Origin of the sequence: Moritella marina ATCC 15381 (assembly GCF_008931805.1) — a bacterium.
Taxonomy (GTDB): domain Bacteria; phylum Pseudomonadota; class Gammaproteobacteria; order Enterobacterales; family Moritellaceae; genus Moritella; species Moritella marina.
Genome location: NZ_CP044399.1, coordinates 3,052,820 through 3,072,155 on the forward strand (window position 1 = coordinate 3,052,820; position 19,336 = coordinate 3,072,155).

Genomic DNA, 19,336 nt, shown 5'->3' on the forward strand with positions numbered 1-19,336 from the left:
TTATTTACATGTTAATCAATAAGATGGAAACACAGAGTTTACTTAAAATATATTATCCTTCAACTACTTCCTTTTTGTTATGCGTTATTTATGGTAAAAAAAATGCCGCAGACCTAAGGTCTGCGGCATTAACAAGTAACCGTCTAAATAATCCGAATATTAACGGATAATTATAGTACGTCTACACTGTTTAGATCTTTGTGAGCTTGTTCTAGACGAGCTACAAGACTTGTTTGACCAGCGCGTAACCATACACGTGGATCATAATGTTTCTTGTTTGGCGCATCTGCGCCAGTTGGGTTACCAATCTGACCTTGAAGGAATTCTTTCTTGCCTTCGTAGTAGTTCTTGATACCTTCCCAAGTAGCCCACTGTGTATCAGTATCGATGTTCATTTTGATAACACCGTAACCGATTGATTCTTGGATTTCAGCTTCTGAAGAACCTGAACCACCGTGGAATACGAAGTTTAGCGAGTTAGCTGGTAGGCCAAATTTCTCTGAAACGTATGCTTGTGAATCACGTAGGATAGTTGGAGTAAGTACAACGTTACCTGGCTTGTATACACCGTGTACGTTACCGAAAGAAGCAGCGATAGTGAAACGTGGGCTGATAGCATTCAGTTTTTCGTAAGCGTATGCAACGTCTTCTGGCGAAGTGTAAAGCTCAGATGCGTCCATGTCAGAGTTATCTACGCCATCTTCTTCACCACCAGTACAACCTAGTTCGATTTCGATAGTCATGTCCATTTTAGACATACGCGCTAGGTATTCACCACAAGTTGCGATGTTTTCTTCTAGTGATTCTTCAGAAAGATCTAACATGTGTGAGCTGAATAGTGGCTTACCAGTTTGTGCGAAGAATTCTTCACCAGCGTCTAGTAGTCCGTCGATCCAAGGAAGTAATTTCTTAGCCGCGTGATCGGTATGGATGATAACTGGAACACCATAAGATTCAGCCATAACGTGTACGTATTTAGCACCGGCGATAGCGCCCATGATAGAACCGCCGTGACCTTCAAGACCAATACCTTTACCAGCGAAGAATGCAGCGCCGCCGTGTGAGAACTGGATGATCACTGGAGATTTAGCTTTTGCAGCTGCTTCTAAAGTACCGTTGATTGAATCAGTGCTTACCATGTTTACAGCTGGTAAAGCGAAGTTGTTTTCTTTAGCAATAGCAAAAACTTTTTGCACGTCATCGCCTGTTACAACACCTGGTTTTACAACATCAAAGATCTTAGACATAATATTAGCCTTATTGTTTACATATTTAAGTACTGAATCATTCAGCACGAATTTTTAAAATATTTTTTGCCATCACGGTTAACCTAACTCTTTATATAGTCAGCAGCCGTGACAGCAAAACAACGATTAGTTATGCGCTAGCTGTTAGCCGTTTTTCGCACGTTCTTCTAACATAGCTACTGCTGGTAATACTTTACCTTCTACAAACTCAAGGAACGCGCCGCCACCTGTAGAGATATAAGAGATACCGTCAGTTAGACCGAATTGGTCGATAGCTGCTAATGTGTCACCGCCACCAGCGATAGAGAAAGCTTCACTTTCTGCAATTGCGCGGCCAATGATTTCTGTACCTTGTGAAAAGTTAGCGAATTCAAATACGCCAACTGGACCATTCCAGATAATTGTTTTAGCTTCTTTAATCATTTCAGCAAGTTTGTTTGCAGATTCAGGACCTAAATCGAAGATCATGTCTGCATCGCCTACTTCTGATGCTGCTTTCAGTGTTGCTTCAGCCGTTTCAGAGAACTCGCTAGCAACAAGTACGTCAGTTGCTACTGGGATTTCACATTTAGCCATTAACGCTTTAGCTGTATCAACTAAGTCATGTTCACACAGTGATTTACCAACGTTGTGGCCTTGTGCTGCGATGAATGTATTAGCGATACCGCCACCAACCACTAACTGGTCAGCAATCGTTGATAATGAATCTAGCACTGTTAGTTTAGTTGATACTTTAGAACCACCAACAATTGCTAACATTGGACGAGCAGGCTTGTCCATTGCTTTGCCTAGTGCTTCAAGTTCTGCACTTAATAGTGGACCAGCACAAGCAACAGGAGCAAACGTACCGACACCGTGTGTAGATGCTTGGGCACGGTGAGCCGTACCAAATGCATCCATTACGAATACGTCACATAATGCTGCGTATGCTTTTGATAGACCTTCTTCGTTTTTCTTTTCGCCTTTGTTAAAGCGTACGTTTTCTAGTACAACTAATTCACCTGCGTTTAGTGCTAAACCGTCTAGGTAATCAGTTGCTAGTACAACGTTATTTTCTAATGCTTCTTTAAGATAGTTTACAACAGGCTCTAGTGAGAACTCTTGTGCAAATTCACCTTCAGTTGGACGGCCAAGATGTGATGTAACCATCACTTTAGCGCCAGCAGCAAGCGCCAGTTTGATTGTTGGTAGTGAAGCACGGATACGCGCGTCAGATGTTACTTTGCCATCTTTAACTGGTACGTTTAAATCAGCACGAATTAATACACGTAGACCTGCAAGATCAAGATCTGCCATTTTAATAATATTCATCGTTCAATCCTTAAATATCAAATTTATAAAATTTATTTCAATCTATTTATGCGCTAAAACAGCGACGTAATACGTTGTATCAAGTAGACGGTTTGCAAAGCCCCATTCGTTATCACACCAGGCTAACAATTTAACTAAATGTCCATCACTTACCCGTGTTTGGCTACCATCAATGATGCTAGAGCGTGGGTCGTGATTAAAGTCTATCGATACTAATGGCGCCTCGGTATAACCCAGGATGCCTTTTAATTCAGTTTCTGATGCAGCAAGTAAGCAACGATTAATATCTTCAACCGTGACGTTTTTGCTCACCGTGATACTTAAATCCATCGCAGTCACATTCAACGTCGGAACACGCACCGCAATCGCTTCAAACTTGTTCGCAAATTTTGGCAAGATACGTTCAATACCTGCCGCTAATTTTGTATCAACCGGAATAATAGAATGACTTGCAGCACGTGTACGGCGCAAATCGGAATGATAAGAATCAATAACAGGTTGATCATTCATCGCGGAATGAATCGTGGTGATCGTGCCACATTTAATATCAAACGCTTTATCTAAAACACTAATAACAGGCACCATGCAATTAGTTGTACAAGATGCACCTGATATAAACGTTTCAGCGCCGGTTAGCTGTTGATGATTTACGCCGAAGACAACGGTCGCGTCAACATCAGCACTTGCTGGATGAGAAAAAATAACTTTTTTAGCGCCTGCAGCTATGTGTGCTTCAGCGTCTGCTTTAGTGCCGTAGATACCCGTACAATCAAGTACGATATCAATATCATGTTCGTGCCAAGGTAGGTCTGCAAGCTCAGGATGACGGACTAAATGAATACAATCATTTTCAATTTGTAATAGGTTATCGCCCAGCTGTACTGGGAAGGGGAAACGACCATGCGTTGAATCGTATTGAGTTAAATGTACTATCGCTTCAGGATCGGCTAGTTCGTTAATAACAACGATCTGGATTTGATCCTGACGGTTACTTTCATATAACGCTCGGACAACACTGCGTCCAATTCGTCCATAACCATTAATGGCAACTCTCACTGGCATAATCGGGGTTGAATACCTAATAACAAGAAACGAACTTCATTGTAGAGTAAAATTACCCATAAGCGAATATGCCGAGGTAGGAAATGTTTATAAATTTCAGGAAAGCATGATCCCGCCCACAAATTTTCGTAATAAAACAACATTACGGCCATTTTGACCGAAATGTTGAGCTATTAGGTAATTAAGTACGTAATTAAGCGATCTCTCTGTTACGAATTAATCCTTCTTGCATCGTGGTTGCGACCATTTTGCCATCACGTGTAAAGAAACGACCACGAACCAGACCACGAGAGCCTGACGCACTCGAACTATCCACGGCATACAGTAACCAGTCATCCATGCGGAAATCACGGTGAAACCACATTGAATGATCAATCGTCACGACTTGCATGTTTGGACTCATAAAGCCTTTGCCGTGTGGCTGTAGTGCGGTTGGTAAGAAACAAAAGTCAGATGCATAAGCCAATAAGTACTTATGAATACGTGCATCGTCTGGCATTTGGCCATTGGCTTTAAACCAAATATAACGCTCTGGCGCCGACTTCGATTCATTAAGGGGATCAAGATAATGCACTGGGCGCATTTCAATCGGTCGCTCACAAACAAATTTGGCGCAAATATCATCTGGTAACTCATTACGTAATGATAATACGTGGTCTTGTTCTGAAAGCAGGTCTTCCGGTGGTGGTACATCCGGCATCAGATCTTGATGGTCGTAACCTTCACGTTCAATCTGATAAGATGCTGTCATGTAAAAGATAGCTTGGCCATTTTGAATGGCTCGAATACGGCGAGTGGTAATGGAACCGCCATCGCGAATTTTTTCAACTTCATACACGATCGGCTTTTTGACGTCACCAGCACGCAGGAAGTAAGAATGAAAAGAGTGCACCTTACGATCAGCGGAAACAGTTTCTTTCGCTGCCGATAATGCTTGCCCCATCACTTGGCCGCCAAATACTGCGCCAAACCCTAAATCTTGGCTTTGACCACGATAAATTCCTTCTTCAATGGTTTCTAATGTTAACTGTCCAAGAAGATCTTTTAATACCTTACCCATAAATGCCTTATTCTGAATTCAGCTTGTTATTTTAGTACGAATGGGCAACGCTACCCCTGTTAACAAAGATATTCAAGCGATAATTACTGATATTGCAGCGCTGAAATAACATTACATTAACTAAATCGAGCGTTTAAGCCCTAAACATCAGCTTAGTTGTGGATTAGTTGTGGAAATGCAGACAAAAAAATACCTTGTGGTCATGTCACCTATAGAGACATAACAACAAGGTATACTCACAAAATGTGAGAGCCCGTTACTAAGGGTAGTCTACGCCATCAATAATGCACGTAATGCAGCAAAATCATTTGCCATATCAACCGATAAGTTTGGCTTATCTGCACAATCAGCCAGTTCTTGCGGTAAACCTATATCACGGCCAAGGATGTCTTCCACTGATTCTTTAAACTTCGCAGGGTGCGCTGTACATAAGAATAAACCGAATTCATCTTCGCTTAATTGCGCCGCTAAACGATCATAGGCAATCGCGCCATGGGGTTCACATAAGTAGCCCTGCTCGTCTAATGCGGCAACAGCTTGCTTAGTATCTTCATCAGATAAGAAGTCAGATGCCAACTCAGATAAGTCCCAACCTTTAACACGTGCAAGTTCTTCAATTCGTGGCCAGTTGCTTGGTACGCTCACATCCATCGCATTCGAAAGTGTTGCTTGTGTTGCTTTTGGATCCCATTCACCGCTTTGTAAATAACGCGGCACAGTATCATTAATATTGGTTGCGGCAATAAAGCGCTTAACCGGTAGACCTAATGTTTTAGCCAGTAAGCCCGCAGTTAGGTTGCCGAAGTTACCACTTGGCACTGACACTACTGTCTGAGCACGTTGTGCTTTTGGCAGTTGGGCGAATGCTTCAAAGTAATAACAAATTTGTGCCATTAGGCGGCTGATGTTAATTGAGTTAGCCGAGTTAAGGCCAATCGCTTGACGCAGTTCCGCATCATCAAATGATTGCTTCATTAACGCCTGACACGCATCAAAGTCACCATCAACGGCGATCGTGCGGATGTTGCCACCTAAAGTACAGAACATCTGTTCTTGTAAGAAGCTGATCTTACCTTTTGGATACATTACCACGACTTCGATATTGTCGATACCGTAAAAAGCATGTGCAACCGCTGCGCCAGTATCACCTGATGTTGCAGTTAGGATGGTAATTTTTTCGCCTGACGTTAAACGTGAAAGACATTGCGCCATGAAACGGCCGCCAAAGTCTTTAAACGCCAATGTTGGACCGTGGAATAATTCTAATGCACTGATTTTGTCGCTCACTTTCGTGACTGGCGCTGGAAAGTTAAACGCACCTTCGACAATATCATGCAATTCTTGTTGGCTAAATTCATCACCGATCAGTGATTGTAAAATAACGCGACTACGATCTACTAGGTTCATCTCTAGTAGGGCATCAATATCGTCAATCGGCTTGATTTCGCTTGGAAAGAACAAACCTTGGTTTTTACCCATGCCTTGTTTCACTGCTTGTGCAAAGCTTACTGTCTCTGCGTGATCTTTAATGCTATATAATTTCATTGTTGTTCATTCCCTAAAACATCTTTGTGCTACCTGCATGATAACGATTGCCTTTGTACCATATCCTTGACAACGAAGCCCTGAACATCGGTAGAGCATATAACCCTTATTACTTGGATTCAACAGACATCATGCAGTACTTGTCTCTTTATTACTGAAGCTTATTACAACCTTTGGTTATAACTCACGACCAACAACACGAGCGCCCTCTTTATCCAGCTTACAGATGTGAGTAAAACCATCATCGTTCTGGATAAAGTTAGCGTCTAACCAAGCTTTTAACTTTTCAGCTTGGGCTAAGTCTGTCATGACGTTAAATACCGTTGGGCCTGAGCCTGAAATACCGGTTGCTAACGCGCCGAGTTCTTTGGCATAGTCACGCACGTCATCAAACTTTGGAATAAGCTGTGAGCGGTACGGTTCCGCAATCACGTCTTGTAACATAGCGGCAGCCAAGTCTTGCTGTTTGCTATAACAAGCATGAATAAAGCCCGCTAAATGACGGCCATACGTTAAACAATCAGCACGGCTGTATTGTGTCGGTAATATATCACGTGCAGCAGCCGTCGAGATGTTAATGCCCGGATAAGCAACAACCCAATACCATTCATCGAAGCATGGCACTGATTGACTAACCACCCCATTTTCGTTGAGCATTAATTGCATGCCACCCAAGGCACAAGGTGCGACATTATCATAATGTACGCTACCGCTGATCTTGCCTTCCAGCTCGCCCATTAATAACACCATTTCGTGTTCTTCAAGGCTGTTATCATGAAATACATTCAACGCTTCTAGACCAGCTACAATTGATGCGGCACTTGAACCTAGCCCACTGCCAATCGGTAAGTTTTTCTCTAACTCCATGGCGATACTTTTGATCTTCAAACCGCGTTTTTCTAACGCTGCAGCATAACCAAGATAACAATCATAGATGATGTTTTCACGGTAATCGTCGGGTAATTTATGCTTAAAACGACCACTAGAAACTAAACTAAACGCCGAGTCAGCATCAGTAATGAATACTTTATCGCCGATGAGTGAACCGTCGATCGGCGCGATTGGAAAACCTAATGCATCAAAACCTGCACTTACATTTGCTACCGATGCCGGTGCGAATACAACAATGCTCATGATTAAATCTCCTGCTGCCAATTAAGGGTACGTAATACATCGGCAAATACGCCCGCTGCAGTCACTTCAGAACCTGCGCCGTAACCACGTAATACCATTGGGATTGGTTGATAATAACGGCTGTAAAATGCGAGTGCATTCTCGCCATCTTTGACTTTATTCAGTGGATCAGATTCTGGTACGGCAGCAATGGATACTTTGCACTTACCGTCTTCAATCTGACCAATATAACGTAATACTTTGCCTTCTTCCGCGGCTGTTGCTTGTAAGTCAGCAAAATACGCATCGGCTTTTGGCAAGTTCGCCATGAATTCTTCGTTAGTGCCTGTTGCATCAAAGCCAGCTGGAATAGCTTCTTCAACTTCAACTTGGTCTAAGGTTAAGTTCATGCCTGCTTCACGTGCAATAATCAATAATTTACGCGCGATATCCATGCCGCTCAGATCTTCACGCGGATCCGGTTCAGTAAAACCATTATCACGGGCTTGTGCAGTCGCTTGCGAAAAACTCATGCCTTCATCTAATTTACCAAAGATATATGACATAGAACCTGACAAAATACCGTTAAAGCGTACTAGCTCATCACCTGCGCTTAATAGATTCTGCAGATTTTCAATCACAGGCAGACCAGCACCTACGTTGGTATCGTATAAGAAGCGACGACGGGTTTTCAATGCTGTTGTACGTAGATCGTGATAATAATCCATGCTCATGGTATTGGCTTTTTTGTTTGCCGCGACCACGTGGAAACCACTGCCAAGGAAATCAACATATTGGCTAGCGAGGTTATCATTGCTGGTACAATCAACAATAACAGGATTAATGATATGGCTGTTTTTAACCAGGTCTTCAACCGCAGTTAAAGAGAATTCAATATTGCTGGCAGCAAGATCATCTGCCCAGTTGGTTAATGCTAACCCTTCTGAATCAAGCAACATTTGACGGCTGTTAGCGATACCGCATACACGGATCTCAATTTGACGCTCCGCTAAAAATTCTTTTTGACGTTTAATTTGCTCAACCAATGCCGCGCCAACACCACCACAGCCTAATAAGAACAAGTCAATATACTGTTGCTTACCAAAGAAGATATTGTGTGATGCTTTAATGGCATCATTCGCTTGGCTTTCATCAATCACCGCAGAAATAGAACGCTCTGAAGAACCTTGCGCAATCGCAACGAGGTTAACCGATGCTTGTGCTAATGCCGTGAAGAAACGTGCTGCGATGCCATTGGCTTTACGCATACCATCACCCACGAGCGACACAATCGCTAAACCATCACGCATTTCGATAGGTTCAAGTAACTGGTTGCTGATCTCAAGATTAAACTCATTGTTCAGTGCTAATTTAGCTTTACCCGCATCATAGCTGTGGATACAAAAACTGACGCTATATTCTGATGATGATTGGGTAATAAGGGCGATTGATACGCCGGCACGAGAAACCGTTTCAAAGATACGGCCAGCCATGCCAACCATGCCTTTCATACCTGGGCCAGATACGTTAATCATTGTCATGCCACTTAGCTCTGATAATGACTTCACTTCAGCTTGGGTTTTTGACATTAAGCCGCCAATTAACGTGCCTTCGCCTTCTGGATTTTTTGTATTCTTAATCAAGCAAGGAATGTGGTGCTGAGCAATCGGTGCAATCGTTTTTGGGTGTAATACTTTCGCGCCAAAATATGACAGTTCCATTGCTTCTGGATAACTTAATGTTTTAAGTAATTTTGCATCTTTTACTAAGCGTGGATCGCAGGCGTAAACACCGTCTACATCGGTCCAGATCTCACAGCAATCAGCATACAGACACGCCGCTAATACGGCAGCAGAATAATCCGAACCATTACGACCAAGTACAACCGTGTTGCCCTGTTCGTCGCCTGCAGTGAAACCAGGCATTAAATAGATGTGGTCAGTTTTAATGGGGTCTTGTTCGAAACGCGCACGTGAGGCATCAATATCTACCGATGCTTCTAATACACTGCCTTTACCGACAAGTTTGTCTTGTGGCACGAGCACTTCAACTTTAAAACCGCGGGCCAGTAATAGCTGCTCCATGCAAACAATACTGAGCTTTTCACCTGTGCTTAAAATCTTAGCTTCAATATTTTCAGGGCATTGCGATAATAATTTTACGCCGTGTAAATATTCTCTTAATGTCGCTAATGCAGCTTCAACCTGCGTTAATGCGATGTCAGCATTAAAATTAACGTATTGCGTTTTTAACCCTGCAACAAGCGCTTTAAAAATACCGTCGATTTCTTCTAATGAAGATTCAGCGTCAAGACCGCGAACTGTTTGTTGCACCGCGGCAACTAAATTGTTGGTTACTTTGGCTGGCGCCGATAACACTAATGCTACCTGTGACTGTTCAATGTTACTCACTGATATATCAGCTGCACAGGCAAATCGTTCAGCATTTGCTAACGATGTACCACCAAATTTTAAAACTCGCATCCTTTGCTCCTTGTTGATACAAAAAAGCCCGTTCCTAAATGGTAACGGGCTTTTTCATTATTTCTGTCTTAGCCCTACGTGTCATCCCACCGTTGTAATAACAGTGTTAATAATGGTGGTGGTAATGAACGCTAGGCAATAAGTCATCATATTATTTATATAATCTGCTAATTAATTTATTTATAATTTCAATACCTATAGCAATATCAAAAAATGCGACGTTAATCAAGTTTAAAATGGATTTAGTTGTTTCACTCTACATCGCTAAACAGGTGTAAAGATGTTGAAATAATGTAAAAACATTGCGATATTGAGTAATGTCTTACGTCCAAGGATTTGTTGTATGGAAAAAGTATTAGAAGCGCAAATAGCGGGTTCTATATTAGCGTCATGTGATGCTTTTTATAGCCGTTTTTTAGAAGTTACCCGTGGTGCAAAGTTACGTTTTGAAAACGCCGATTGGCATGGTGTGCAAATCGCAGCAAAAAAACGTATTAGCCTATATGACTATCACGTCGGTAAAACAGCACAACAAATTCAAGCGCTCGCCGCTGACACAACCGCCGAACAACCCTTTCTACAAAACATAAAATGTGAGTACGAAGCGCTGTTACAGCACTACCCCAATTTTGAAATTGCCGAGAGTTTCTTTAACTCTGTTTATCGTCGCGTCTTTAAGCACACCAATATCTATAAAGACCAATTATTTATCACCAACGCCAACCGCATTCGAGATCCGGGTTATCCCAACAATTTTTATCGCAGCTATACCCGCGGCGGTAACTTTTCGGTGATCTTACGCAAAATCATTTCAGGTTATACCTTTACCGCTCGTTGGGAAAATTTAGATCGTGACCTAGCGAATGTTGTCGATTACCTTAATCAACACGCCCCAAAACAGCTGACCGATGCCAAGCACATCGAAGTGCACATGCTTAATGAAGTGTTTTATCGTAACAAGGGCGCTTACCTGATGGGCAAGATCTTTGCTGATGGGCACATGTACCCGCTGGTATTCCCGATCTTAAATAACGAAGAAAACGAGATCTATTTGGATACGGTTATTTTTGAAAAAGAAGAAACCAGTATTCTGTTTGGTTTTGCCCGCGCTTATTTCTTTGTCTATGCGCCTGAGCCCGGTGCGATTGTGCAGTTTTTAAAACCAATGATCCCAAATAAAACTAACTTCGAGATCTACTCGGCCATTGGTTGCCAGAAGCACGCGAAAACTGAGTTTTTCCGCAATTACATAAAACACCTCAATAATTCTGATGATAAGTTTATTATTGCCCCTGGTATTAAAGGCATGGTGATGAGCGTATTTACGCTGCCTTCTTATGATGTGGTATTTAAGATCATTAAGGATGAATTTGCACCGCCGAAACAAATCGATCATGCCACGGTAAAAGCCAAGTATCAGATCGTAAAATCCCACGATCGTGTTGGCCGCATGGCAGACACCCAACAATTTAAGAACTTTGCTTTTCCCAAAGATCGCTTCAGTCAGGAACTGCTCGATGAGTTATTAGCCGTCGCGCCGTCTGTGATCAAGTTGACCAACAGTAAAGTGGTGATCAAGCATCTGTATATTGAACGCAAGATGATCCCGCTGAACATGTACCTCGAACAGGCCAATGAAGAAGAACTTGATAATGCCATTGATGAATACGGTAATGCGATCAAACAACTCGCGGCCGCAGATATATTCCCGGGTGATATGTTGTTTAAGAACTTTGGTGTGACCCGTCATAACCGCGTGATCTTCTACGATTATGATGAGATATCCTATATGCATGAAGTGAACTTTCGTTATATTCCCAAACCGCGTTATCCAGAAGATATGATGATGGCGCAGCCTTGGTTTGCCGTGGCACCGAACGATGTATTTCCGGAAGAGTTCGAGACTTTCTTACTATCACGACCTGAAATTAATAAACTGTTTAAGAAGTATCATTCAGACCTGCTTGATGCGAACTACTGGAAAGGGTTGCAGGATAATATCAGTCGCGGCAAATACAATGATGTCTTCCCTTATCGTCGAGCCCGCCGTTTTGAACGCAATGCTGATGGCGACCATACTAACTAACGACATAAAGACATAACTAGTTAGCTAAAAATAGGATGGGGTTAATTGGATTTAACCTCATCACCGACACTGCCTAGCCTATACCTGTTAAAACCTTGTCTATGCCTGTTAAAGCAATGGCTCTTTGGCAACAACAACACCATTTAAATCCGCGTAAATGTAATCGCCTTCTACAATACTCACCCCAGCAAACTGTAAATCGATACCTGCATCGCCCAATCCCCGTTTTTCTGTTTTGACCGGACAAGCCGTGATCGCTTTTACACCAAGGTCGAGGGTATTAATCGTCGCGACGTCTCTAACGGCCCCGTAAATAACGAAGCCAGCCCAGCCATTGCTCACCGCGTTTTCAGCAATCATATCACCCAGTAATGCACGCCTTGTCGAACCGCCGCCATCAATCACTAAAATACGCCCTTGCCCTGGCGTACCAGCGAGCTCTTTCACCAAGGAATTATCTTCAAAACATTTCACGGTTACCGCTTGGCCACTAAAAATAGTCGCTTTGCCATAACTTTGAAAAATAGGATCCATCACAGATAATTTATCAAAATGTTGATCACACAGATCGGGTAATAGGTCTAACATAGTCCATCCTTAACGTTGTTATCGTTTGTCATTACACATTTCTCATTACAGGTTAATCGTCATTTTACTGATGCGTTGATCACGCAAAATTGACGATAACTGCTAACATATTAACGCAGAACAATTATTCCAATCTATAATTAATTAACAAAGTCCATACATTGACGATGACGAATCAATAAAACTTACCAAGTTGTAATTTGATTACACCTTTATGGATTAAAATATGCTTTCATAAAGCGTATTTTAATCCCCTAAATAAGCGATTGAAAATAAATAACACACTGTTACATTTAAAGTAAAAAGCAGCGTAAATCAACACCAAACACCAGTAGTAGCGGGCATAAATACAGATTAGTAGGGAGAAAACGCCAATTCATAAATATTTTTTAATCTTAAATAACCAGGTACAACAGGCAATAACGATAAATACGCTGTTGATTTAGCCTAATAGACACGACTTTAAAACAAAGTTAAAAATTCAACATATAAACATAACAACCTGATTTATATAAATTAAAATACCATAAATTACCATATAACAATGCAGTATATCCATTAACTATCATTTTATAACCAACTAATTTAATTACAGTATATCTAATCAGGGTTATTTGATAAATATCAAATCATGTTGAGTTATTACGTAACATAATTACATAAGGTTGTTATACGGCTGTTAATAACATATAATCCTATAGTTAAGGAAGCCATAAAACTAGATATTCTGCCGCAGCGAGCTGTTATAGATAAATAGTCTTATATTTCATGGATGTATTACTCTTACTCCCGGTTTATTGATATTCGTATTTAATGGATAATATCAATAGTCAGGGCATTATTTGATCCAAAGCGGAACTAGGTACGTTTATGCAAACCCCAAACATTCTTATCGTAGAAGATGAACTCGTTACACGTAACACCCTAAAAAGCATCTTCGAAGCTGAAGGCTATTCAGTACATGAAGCAAGTAACGGCGATGAAATGTATGAGATCATTGCCAATAATCCTATCAGCTTGGTAATCATGGATATTAACCTTCCAGGAAAAAATGGCTTATTGTTAGCACGTGAACTACGTGACCAACATAATGTAGCACTAATGTTTTTAACTGGTCGCGACAATGAAGTTGACAAGATTTTAGGTCTAGAAATTGGTGCTGACGATTACATTACTAAACCGTTTAACCCACGTGAATTAACGATTCGTGCACGTAACCTACTTGGCCGTACTTTTACTAAACTGCCAGTAGCAGATGAAGAAAAAGCTATCGTTGAAGAATATGAGTTCAATGGTTGGCGTTTAAATATCAACAGCCGTTCTTTAATTAGCCCGCTGGATGATTCATTTAAACTACCTCGTAGTGAATTCCGTGCGATGCTACACTTCGTAGAAAACCCAGGTAAGATTCAAACACGTGCAATGTTATTGAAAAAAATGACAGGCCGAGAATTGAAACCACATGATCGTACTGTTGATGTAACAATTCGTCGTATCCGTAAGCATTTCGAAAGTATTGCAGATACGCCAGAAATCATTGCAACGATCCACGGTGAAGGTTACCGTTTTTGCGGTGAATTAAGCTAAGCAGCATACCGCTAGCGATACCGACATGTCTGCAGTAAAAGACAAATACAAAAAAAGCGCTTATTAGCGCTTTTTTTATGTCCGCTTTTTATAACTGAATATAATATTAAGTAATATTTTCACGGCCTTTAACACCACGTAAAATGGCTTGTAATAGCTCACTGGCATCAAACTTAGTCAGCGCTTCATCAGCACCAATCTGCTGTGCACGTTCAGTACTGATCATGCTTGATAATGAGGTATGCAAAATAATATAGGTCGCCGATACATTCGGTGTACTACGCACTTCAAATGCCACTTCATAACCATCTAATCCCGGCATTTCGATGTCACTCACCAATACATCAATTGGTTTACCAGACTCTACAGCAGCTTGCATCGCCGTTAGTGCATCTTGACCATTCTTAGAAACTTGATAATGGATACCCGCAGCATCTAGCGCACTGCCCAACTGGTTACGTGCAACCATCGAATCATCGACAACCAAGATCTCTTTGTTACGTAGTTCTTCGAGTTCTGCGGCACTGAATTGCGGTAATTCAATATGCTCATCATCCGGATAAATATCTGCTAATAAACGCTCAACATCCATGAGCTGCACTAACTTGTCGTCAACGTGCATAACCCCTGTGGTGTAGATATTACAACCTAGTGTTGCGCTCGGCGCAGAAATATCTTTCCAGCTGCATTCCATGATCTTGTCGATATGACGCACTAAGAATCCTACCACTTGGCGGCTACAATCAGTAATAATAATATTACACGAATCGTATTCTTCTTTTGTTACAGCGCGATAACCGACAGCGCTTGCCATATCAATAATAGGAATCGTTTTACCACGTAATGTCGCAGCGCCCATCACCATAGGGTGAGAACCAGGTAAGGAATAAAGCCGTGTAGAAGGCACAATTTCTTGTACTTTTAACGTGCCGATAGCAAATTTTTGCTGCAGATTTAACTTAAACAATAATAAACCTTGTGACTGACTCATTACTTTCCTTACTCATTGACTAATAATACGATTAAACACTTACGACTATAGCATGATTAAGTATATTAATTTTGTTATCACGCAGATATAACGCTAAGCGACTTAAGGCTGCACAATTGATACTTAAATATGAGATATTAAAGGTAAAAAAAAGGCCGCTACAATAGCGACCTTTGATTTATCAACACATCAATGTAAGTTATTAACCTAAGTTAACGCGTGCGTTGCGGAACATACGCATCCACGGGCTATCTTCGCCCCATTCTTCTGGATGCCATGAGTTGCTCACAGTGCGGAATACACGTTCCGGATGTGGCATCATGATAGTTACGCGACCATCGGTCGTCGTAAGACCCGTAATACCTAATGGCGAACCATTTGGATTAGATGGGTATTGCGTCGTTGGTTGACCGTAGTTATCAACGAAGTTAAGTGCAACCGTACCACTGTTACTCAGTGCTTGCAGATGCGCTTCATCACGTAATTCAATACGACCTTCACCGTGAGATACAGCGATAGGCATTCTTGAACCAGCAAGGTCACCTAAGAATAATGACGGGTTTTTCGGTACTTCAACTAAGCTGAAACGTGCTTCAAAACGCTCAGATTGGTTGGTAACGAAACGTGGCCATAATTCTGAACCCGGGATAAGTTCACCCAAGTTAGATAACATCTGACAACCATTACATACACCCAGTGAAAAACTGTCTTCACGTGCGAAGAAAGCTGCAAACTGATCACGTGCTTGTGGGTTGAATAAGATTGATTTAGCCCAACCTTCACCCGCGCCTAATACATCACCGTAAGAGAAACCACCACAAGCCGCAAGGCCAGCGAAGTCTTCTAGGTTAACGCGACCACTTAAAATATCACTCATGTGAATATCTTGAGCAGCGAAGCCTGCACGATCAAATGCAGCCGCCATTTCCGTTTGCGAGTTTACACCCTGCTCACGGAGAATAGCCATTTTAGGTTGTACACCAGTCATGATGTAAGGTGCAGCAATATCTTCGTTAACATCAAAGCTTAAGTTAACGTTTAGACCAGGGTCTTTCACGTCAAGTTTAAGATCAAACTCTTGCTGTGCACAGCTCGGGTTATCACGTAATGCTTGCATCTTAAGCGTTGTTTCAGCCCAAATTGCACGGAAGTAAGTACGGCTTTCCGCTAATACGTTTTCGCCATTACGGGTGAAACGCACCATATCGTCCGTGTTTGTCGAACCAATGACATGGCAACATGCAGCGAGACCGTGGCCTGCTAGTGTTGTTAGTACTTGCTCTTTCATTGCTGAAGAAACTTGGATAACCGCACCTAACTCTTCTGAGTAAAGTGCCGCAAGATCATCTGTACCTAACATATCAAGTTCAACATCAACACCACAGTGACCGGCAAATGCCATCTCTGTTACTGTTGAGAATAAACCACCGTCACTACGGTCATGATAAGCCAGTAAAGATTGCTCTTTCACTAACACTTGCATTGCATCGAAGAAGCCTTTCAGCTGCTCTGAGCTATCCACATCTGGTGTGTGTTGACCCAGTTGCTTGTATACTTGTGCTAATGAAGATGCACCGAGACGGTTTTGACCATTACCTAAATCGATAAGGATAAGGTCTGTCGCGCCTTTATCAGTGCGTAGCTGTGGTGTGACTGTTTTACGTACATCAGTCACACGACCGAATGCAGTAATAATCAGTGACAATGGTGAAGTAACTTCTTTGTTCTCACCTTCATCTTCCCAGCGCGTCTTCATTGACATTGAATCTTTACCGACTGGAATAGTCAGGTTCAATTCAGGACAAAGTTCTTCACCTACCGCTTTAACCGCCGCGTATAAACCCGCGTCTTCACCTGGGTGACCAGCTGCAGACATCCAGTTAGCAGAAAGGTTGATGCGTGTTAGATCACCGATTTCAGTTGCTGCGATATTTGTTAATGCTTCAGCAACCGCCATACGGCTTGATGCAGGGAAGTTTAACAAGGCAAGTGGCGTACGTTCACCGATTGCCATTGCTTCACCAGCGTAAGTATCAAAACTTGCTGCTGTGACTGCGCAATCGGCAACTGGAACCTGCCAAGGACCAACCATTTGATCACGTGCAACCAAACCTGTTACCGAGCGGTCACCGATGGTGATCAAGAAGGTTTTTTCAGCAATTGCAGGTAAACGTAATAAACGTTCTGAAGCGTCTTTAACGGTAATGCCGGTAAAGTCTAATGCTTGACCTTCCGTTACTAGTGTTGTTGCTTCACGGTGCATCTTAGGTGCTTTACCTAATAATACTTCCATTGGCATATCAATTGGCGTTTCGTCTAATAACGAATCCGTTACTGATAAATGCAACTCTTCAGTCGCAACACCAACCACAGAGAATGGCGTACGTTCACGTTTACAAATCGCTTCAAATGTTGCCATGTTTTCAGGTGCAACAGCCATCACGTAACGTTCTTGTGATTCATTACACCAAATTTCAAGCGGTGACATGCCTGGTTCATCGTTGTTAATATCACGTAATTCAAACTGCGCGCCACGACCACCGTCATGTACCAGTTCAGGGAATGCGTTGGATAAACCGCCCGCGCCCACATCATGAATGAAGGCAATTGGATTGTCTTCACCCATCTGCCAACAACGGTCGATAACTTCCTGACAACGACGTTCCATTTCTGGGTTTTCACGTTGTACTGAAGCAAAGTCTAAATCTTCGTGTGATTGGCCTGAATCCATTGATGAAGCAGCACTGCCACCTAAACCAATGTTCATTGCCGGACCACCTAGCGCGATTAATTTAGCGCCAACTGGGATATCACCTTTTTGAACGTGCTGGTCACGGATATTACCAAGACCACCAGCAAGCATAATTGGCTTGTGGTAACCACGTACTTCCACACCGTTATGGCTGTTAACTTCAGCTTCATATGTACGGAAGTAACCTAATAGGTTAGGACGACCAAATTCGTTATTAAATGCAGCGCCACCAAGTGGACCTTCTAGCATAATGTCTAATGCACTAACGATACGACCTGGCTTACCAAAGTCGGTTTCCCAAGGCTGTTCAAATGCTGGAATACGTAAGTTAGATACGCTAAAACCAACTAAACCTGCTTTTGGCTTCGAACCACGACCCGTTGCGCCTTCATCACGAATTTCACCACCAGAACCTGTCGCGGCACCAGGCCAAGGAGAGATTGCTGTTGGGTGATTGTGAGTCTCAACTTTCATCAGGATTTGAATATCTTCTTGGTGATATTCATACTGCTGAGTTTGTGGATCTGGGAAGAAACGGCCGGCTTTTGAACCTTCCATTACAGAAGCATTATCTTTATAAGCAGATAAAACATGATCACCCGTTTGTTCGAAGGTGTTCTTGATCATCTTAAATAATGATTTTTCTTGGTCTTGGCCATCAATAGTCCAATCCGCATTAAAAATCTTATGACGACAATGCTCTGAGTTTGCTTGCGCAAACATCATTAATTCGATGTCATTTGGATTACGCTTTAACTGCGTAAAACTGGCAATCAAATAATCAATTTCATCTTCAGCCAATGCTAAACCTAATTTAACATTCGCATCAACAAGTGCCTCACGGCCACCTACTAAGATATCAACAGACTTTAATGGGCGCGCTTGTGCTTGAACAAATAATTGTTCAGCTGCATCTAGACAATCAAATACAGTTTCCATCATACGGTCGTGCATCAAGCTTGCTGCAGTTTGTAGTTGGGTAGCTGTAAGTGGTGTTTTTGAAGAGATGTAGTAAGCGATGCCACGTTCAAGACGTTTTACGTTAGAAAGGCCGCAGTTGATTGCGATGTCGGTAGATTTAGAAGACCAAGGAGAGATAGTGCCGGGACGAGGAGTAACAAGAAGGAGAGTTCCTTCAGGAGCGTGCTCTGTAATTCTTGGCCCGTAGGTCAACAATTTTTCCAGGACACTCCGTTCTTTGTCACTGAGCGGGGTTGTTACATCGGCAAAATGGACGTACTCCGCGTAAATTGTTATATCCGATAATCCTACATCATTACATCGTTCGACTAGTTTGCTAGTACGAAACTCAGAAAGCGCTGGCGCTCCTCGCATTATATGCATTAACTTTTTCTCACTAAAAGGGTTACTGGGGAAAAATCCCGGCCATTATATGCAAATTATGGCCATAACGATAGCGTTACATGAACAACAAGTTCATTTACTAATAAGTTTTTTGGCGCCTTAGCCGATAACAACATTAACAGTACTGATAACATTGTCATTTCATA

The 19,336-nt window shown here is 42.1% G+C and carries 12 protein-coding genes; 2 read left to right on the plus strand and 10 right to left on the minus strand.

Going from position 1 to position 19,336, the window contains the following annotated elements:
• Positions 1–170: 170 nt before the first annotated feature.
• The 7 genes from fbaA to thrA form a co-directional block, all read right to left on the minus strand.
• Positions 171–1,247 (minus strand): class II fructose-bisphosphate aldolase, encoded by a 1,077-nt coding sequence (fbaA, locus tag FR932_RS13635; protein ID WP_019441441.1) that lies wholly within the window; start codon positions 1,245–1,247, stop codon positions 171–173.
• Positions 1,248–1,391: 144 nt separating this feature from the next.
• The gene (locus FR932_RS13640) at positions 1,392–2,558 is read right to left on the minus strand and encodes a phosphoglycerate kinase (RefSeq protein WP_019441440.1); all 1,167 of its coding nucleotides are present in this window, start codon (positions 2,556–2,558) and stop codon (positions 1,392–1,394) included.
• 42 nt (positions 2,559–2,600) lie between these two features.
• Entirely contained in the window at positions 2,601–3,620 is a 1,020-nt protein-coding gene (epd, locus tag FR932_RS13645) for an erythrose-4-phosphate dehydrogenase (protein ID WP_019441439.1), read from the minus strand.
• A gap of 193 nt (positions 3,621–3,813) precedes the next feature.
• Positions 3,814–4,680 carry an acyl-CoA thioesterase II gene (gene tesB / locus FR932_RS13650; protein ID WP_019441438.1) on the minus strand — a complete coding sequence of 289 codons (867 nt, stop codon included), beginning with the start codon at positions 4,678–4,680 and terminating at the stop codon, positions 3,814–3,816.
• Positions 4,681–4,950: 270 nt separating this feature from the next.
• Positions 4,951–6,225 carry a threonine synthase gene (gene thrC / locus FR932_RS13655; RefSeq protein WP_019441437.1) on the minus strand — a complete coding sequence of 425 codons (1,275 nt, stop codon included), beginning with the start codon at positions 6,223–6,225 and terminating at the stop codon, positions 4,951–4,953.
• A 177-nt stretch (positions 6,226–6,402) separates the two neighbouring features.
• Positions 6,403–7,359 carry a homoserine kinase gene (gene thrB, locus FR932_RS13660; RefSeq protein ID WP_019441436.1) on the minus strand — a complete coding sequence of 319 codons (957 nt, stop codon included), beginning with the start codon at positions 7,357–7,359 and terminating at the stop codon, positions 6,403–6,405.
• A gap of 2 nt (positions 7,360–7,361) precedes the next feature.
• Positions 7,362–9,821, minus strand: a complete 2,460-nt coding sequence (thrA, locus tag FR932_RS13665; protein ID WP_019441435.1) for a bifunctional aspartate kinase/homoserine dehydrogenase I — start codon at positions 9,819–9,821, stop codon at positions 7,362–7,364.
• A gap of 343 nt (positions 9,822–10,164) precedes the next feature.
• On the opposite strand from thrA, the gene aceK reads away from it, so the two are divergent.
• The gene (gene aceK, locus FR932_RS13670) at positions 10,165–11,907 is read left to right on the plus strand and encodes a bifunctional isocitrate dehydrogenase kinase/phosphatase (RefSeq protein ID WP_019441434.1); all 1,743 of its coding nucleotides are present in this window, start codon (positions 10,165–10,167) and stop codon (positions 11,905–11,907) included.
• Positions 11,908–12,015: 108 nt separating this feature from the next.
• Here aceK and FR932_RS13675 read toward each other — a convergent pair whose 3' ends face one another.
• The gene (locus FR932_RS13675; RefSeq protein WP_019441433.1) at positions 12,016–12,495 is read right to left on the minus strand and encodes a putative 4-hydroxy-4-methyl-2-oxoglutarate aldolase; all 480 of its coding nucleotides are present in this window, start codon (positions 12,493–12,495) and stop codon (positions 12,016–12,018) included.
• Positions 12,496–13,365: 870 nt separating this feature from the next.
• On the opposite strand from FR932_RS13675, the gene arcA reads away from it, so the two are divergent.
• Positions 13,366–14,082 (plus strand): two-component system response regulator ArcA, encoded by a 717-nt coding sequence (gene arcA, locus FR932_RS13680; RefSeq protein ID WP_019441432.1) that lies wholly within the window; start codon positions 13,366–13,368, stop codon positions 14,080–14,082.
• 106 nt (positions 14,083–14,188) lie between these two features.
• On the opposite strand, the gene FR932_RS13685 is transcribed toward arcA, so the two are convergent.
• Together FR932_RS13685 and purL are read right to left on the minus strand one after the other, a co-directional pair.
• Entirely contained in the window at positions 14,189–15,073 is an 885-nt protein-coding gene (locus FR932_RS13685; RefSeq protein WP_019441431.1) for a chemotaxis protein, read from the minus strand.
• 202 nt (positions 15,074–15,275) lie between these two features.
• On the minus strand, positions 15,276–19,169 hold the full coding sequence (gene purL, locus FR932_RS13690) for a phosphoribosylformylglycinamidine synthase (protein ID WP_026032141.1): 3,894 nt from the start codon (positions 19,167–19,169) through the stop codon (positions 15,276–15,278).
• Positions 19,170–19,336 lie beyond the last annotated feature (167 nt).

What these genes read in the sequence shown, in the direction of transcription:
- thrA (WP_019441435.1), bottom strand. Translation starts at nt 9,821, where the DNA reads ATGCGAGTTTTAAAATTTGGTGGTACATCGTTAGCAAATGCTGAACGA.
- purL (WP_026032141.1), bottom strand. Translation starts at nt 19,169, where the DNA reads ATGCATATAATGCGAGGAGCGCCAGCGCTTTCTGAGTTTCGTACTAGC.
- thrC (WP_019441437.1), bottom strand. Translation starts at nt 6,225, where the DNA reads ATGAAATTATATAGCATTAAAGATCACGCAGAGACAGTAAGCTTTGCA.
- FR932_RS13675 (WP_019441433.1), bottom strand. Translation starts at nt 12,495, where the DNA reads ATGTTAGACCTATTACCCGATCTGTGTGATCAACATTTTGATAAATTA.
- fbaA (WP_019441441.1), bottom strand. Translation starts at nt 1,247, where the DNA reads ATGTCTAAGATCTTTGATGTTGTAAAACCAGGTGTTGTAACAGGCGAT.
- aceK (WP_019441434.1), top strand. Translation starts at nt 10,165, where the DNA reads ATGGAAAAAGTATTAGAAGCGCAAATAGCGGGTTCTATATTAGCGTCA.
- tesB (WP_019441438.1), bottom strand. Translation starts at nt 4,680, where the DNA reads ATGGGTAAGGTATTAAAAGATCTTCTTGGACAGTTAACATTAGAAACC.
- FR932_RS13685 (WP_019441431.1), bottom strand. Translation starts at nt 15,073, where the DNA reads ATGAGTCAGTCACAAGGTTTATTATTGTTTAAGTTAAATCTGCAGCAA.
- FR932_RS13640 (WP_019441440.1), bottom strand. Translation starts at nt 2,558, where the DNA reads ATGAATATTATTAAAATGGCAGATCTTGATCTTGCAGGTCTACGTGTA.
- epd (WP_019441439.1), bottom strand. Translation starts at nt 3,620, where the DNA reads ATGCCAGTGAGAGTTGCCATTAATGGTTATGGACGAATTGGACGCAGT.
- arcA (WP_019441432.1), top strand. Translation starts at nt 13,366, where the DNA reads ATGCAAACCCCAAACATTCTTATCGTAGAAGATGAACTCGTTACACGT.
- thrB (WP_019441436.1), bottom strand. Translation starts at nt 7,359, where the DNA reads ATGAGCATTGTTGTATTCGCACCGGCATCGGTAGCAAATGTAAGTGCA.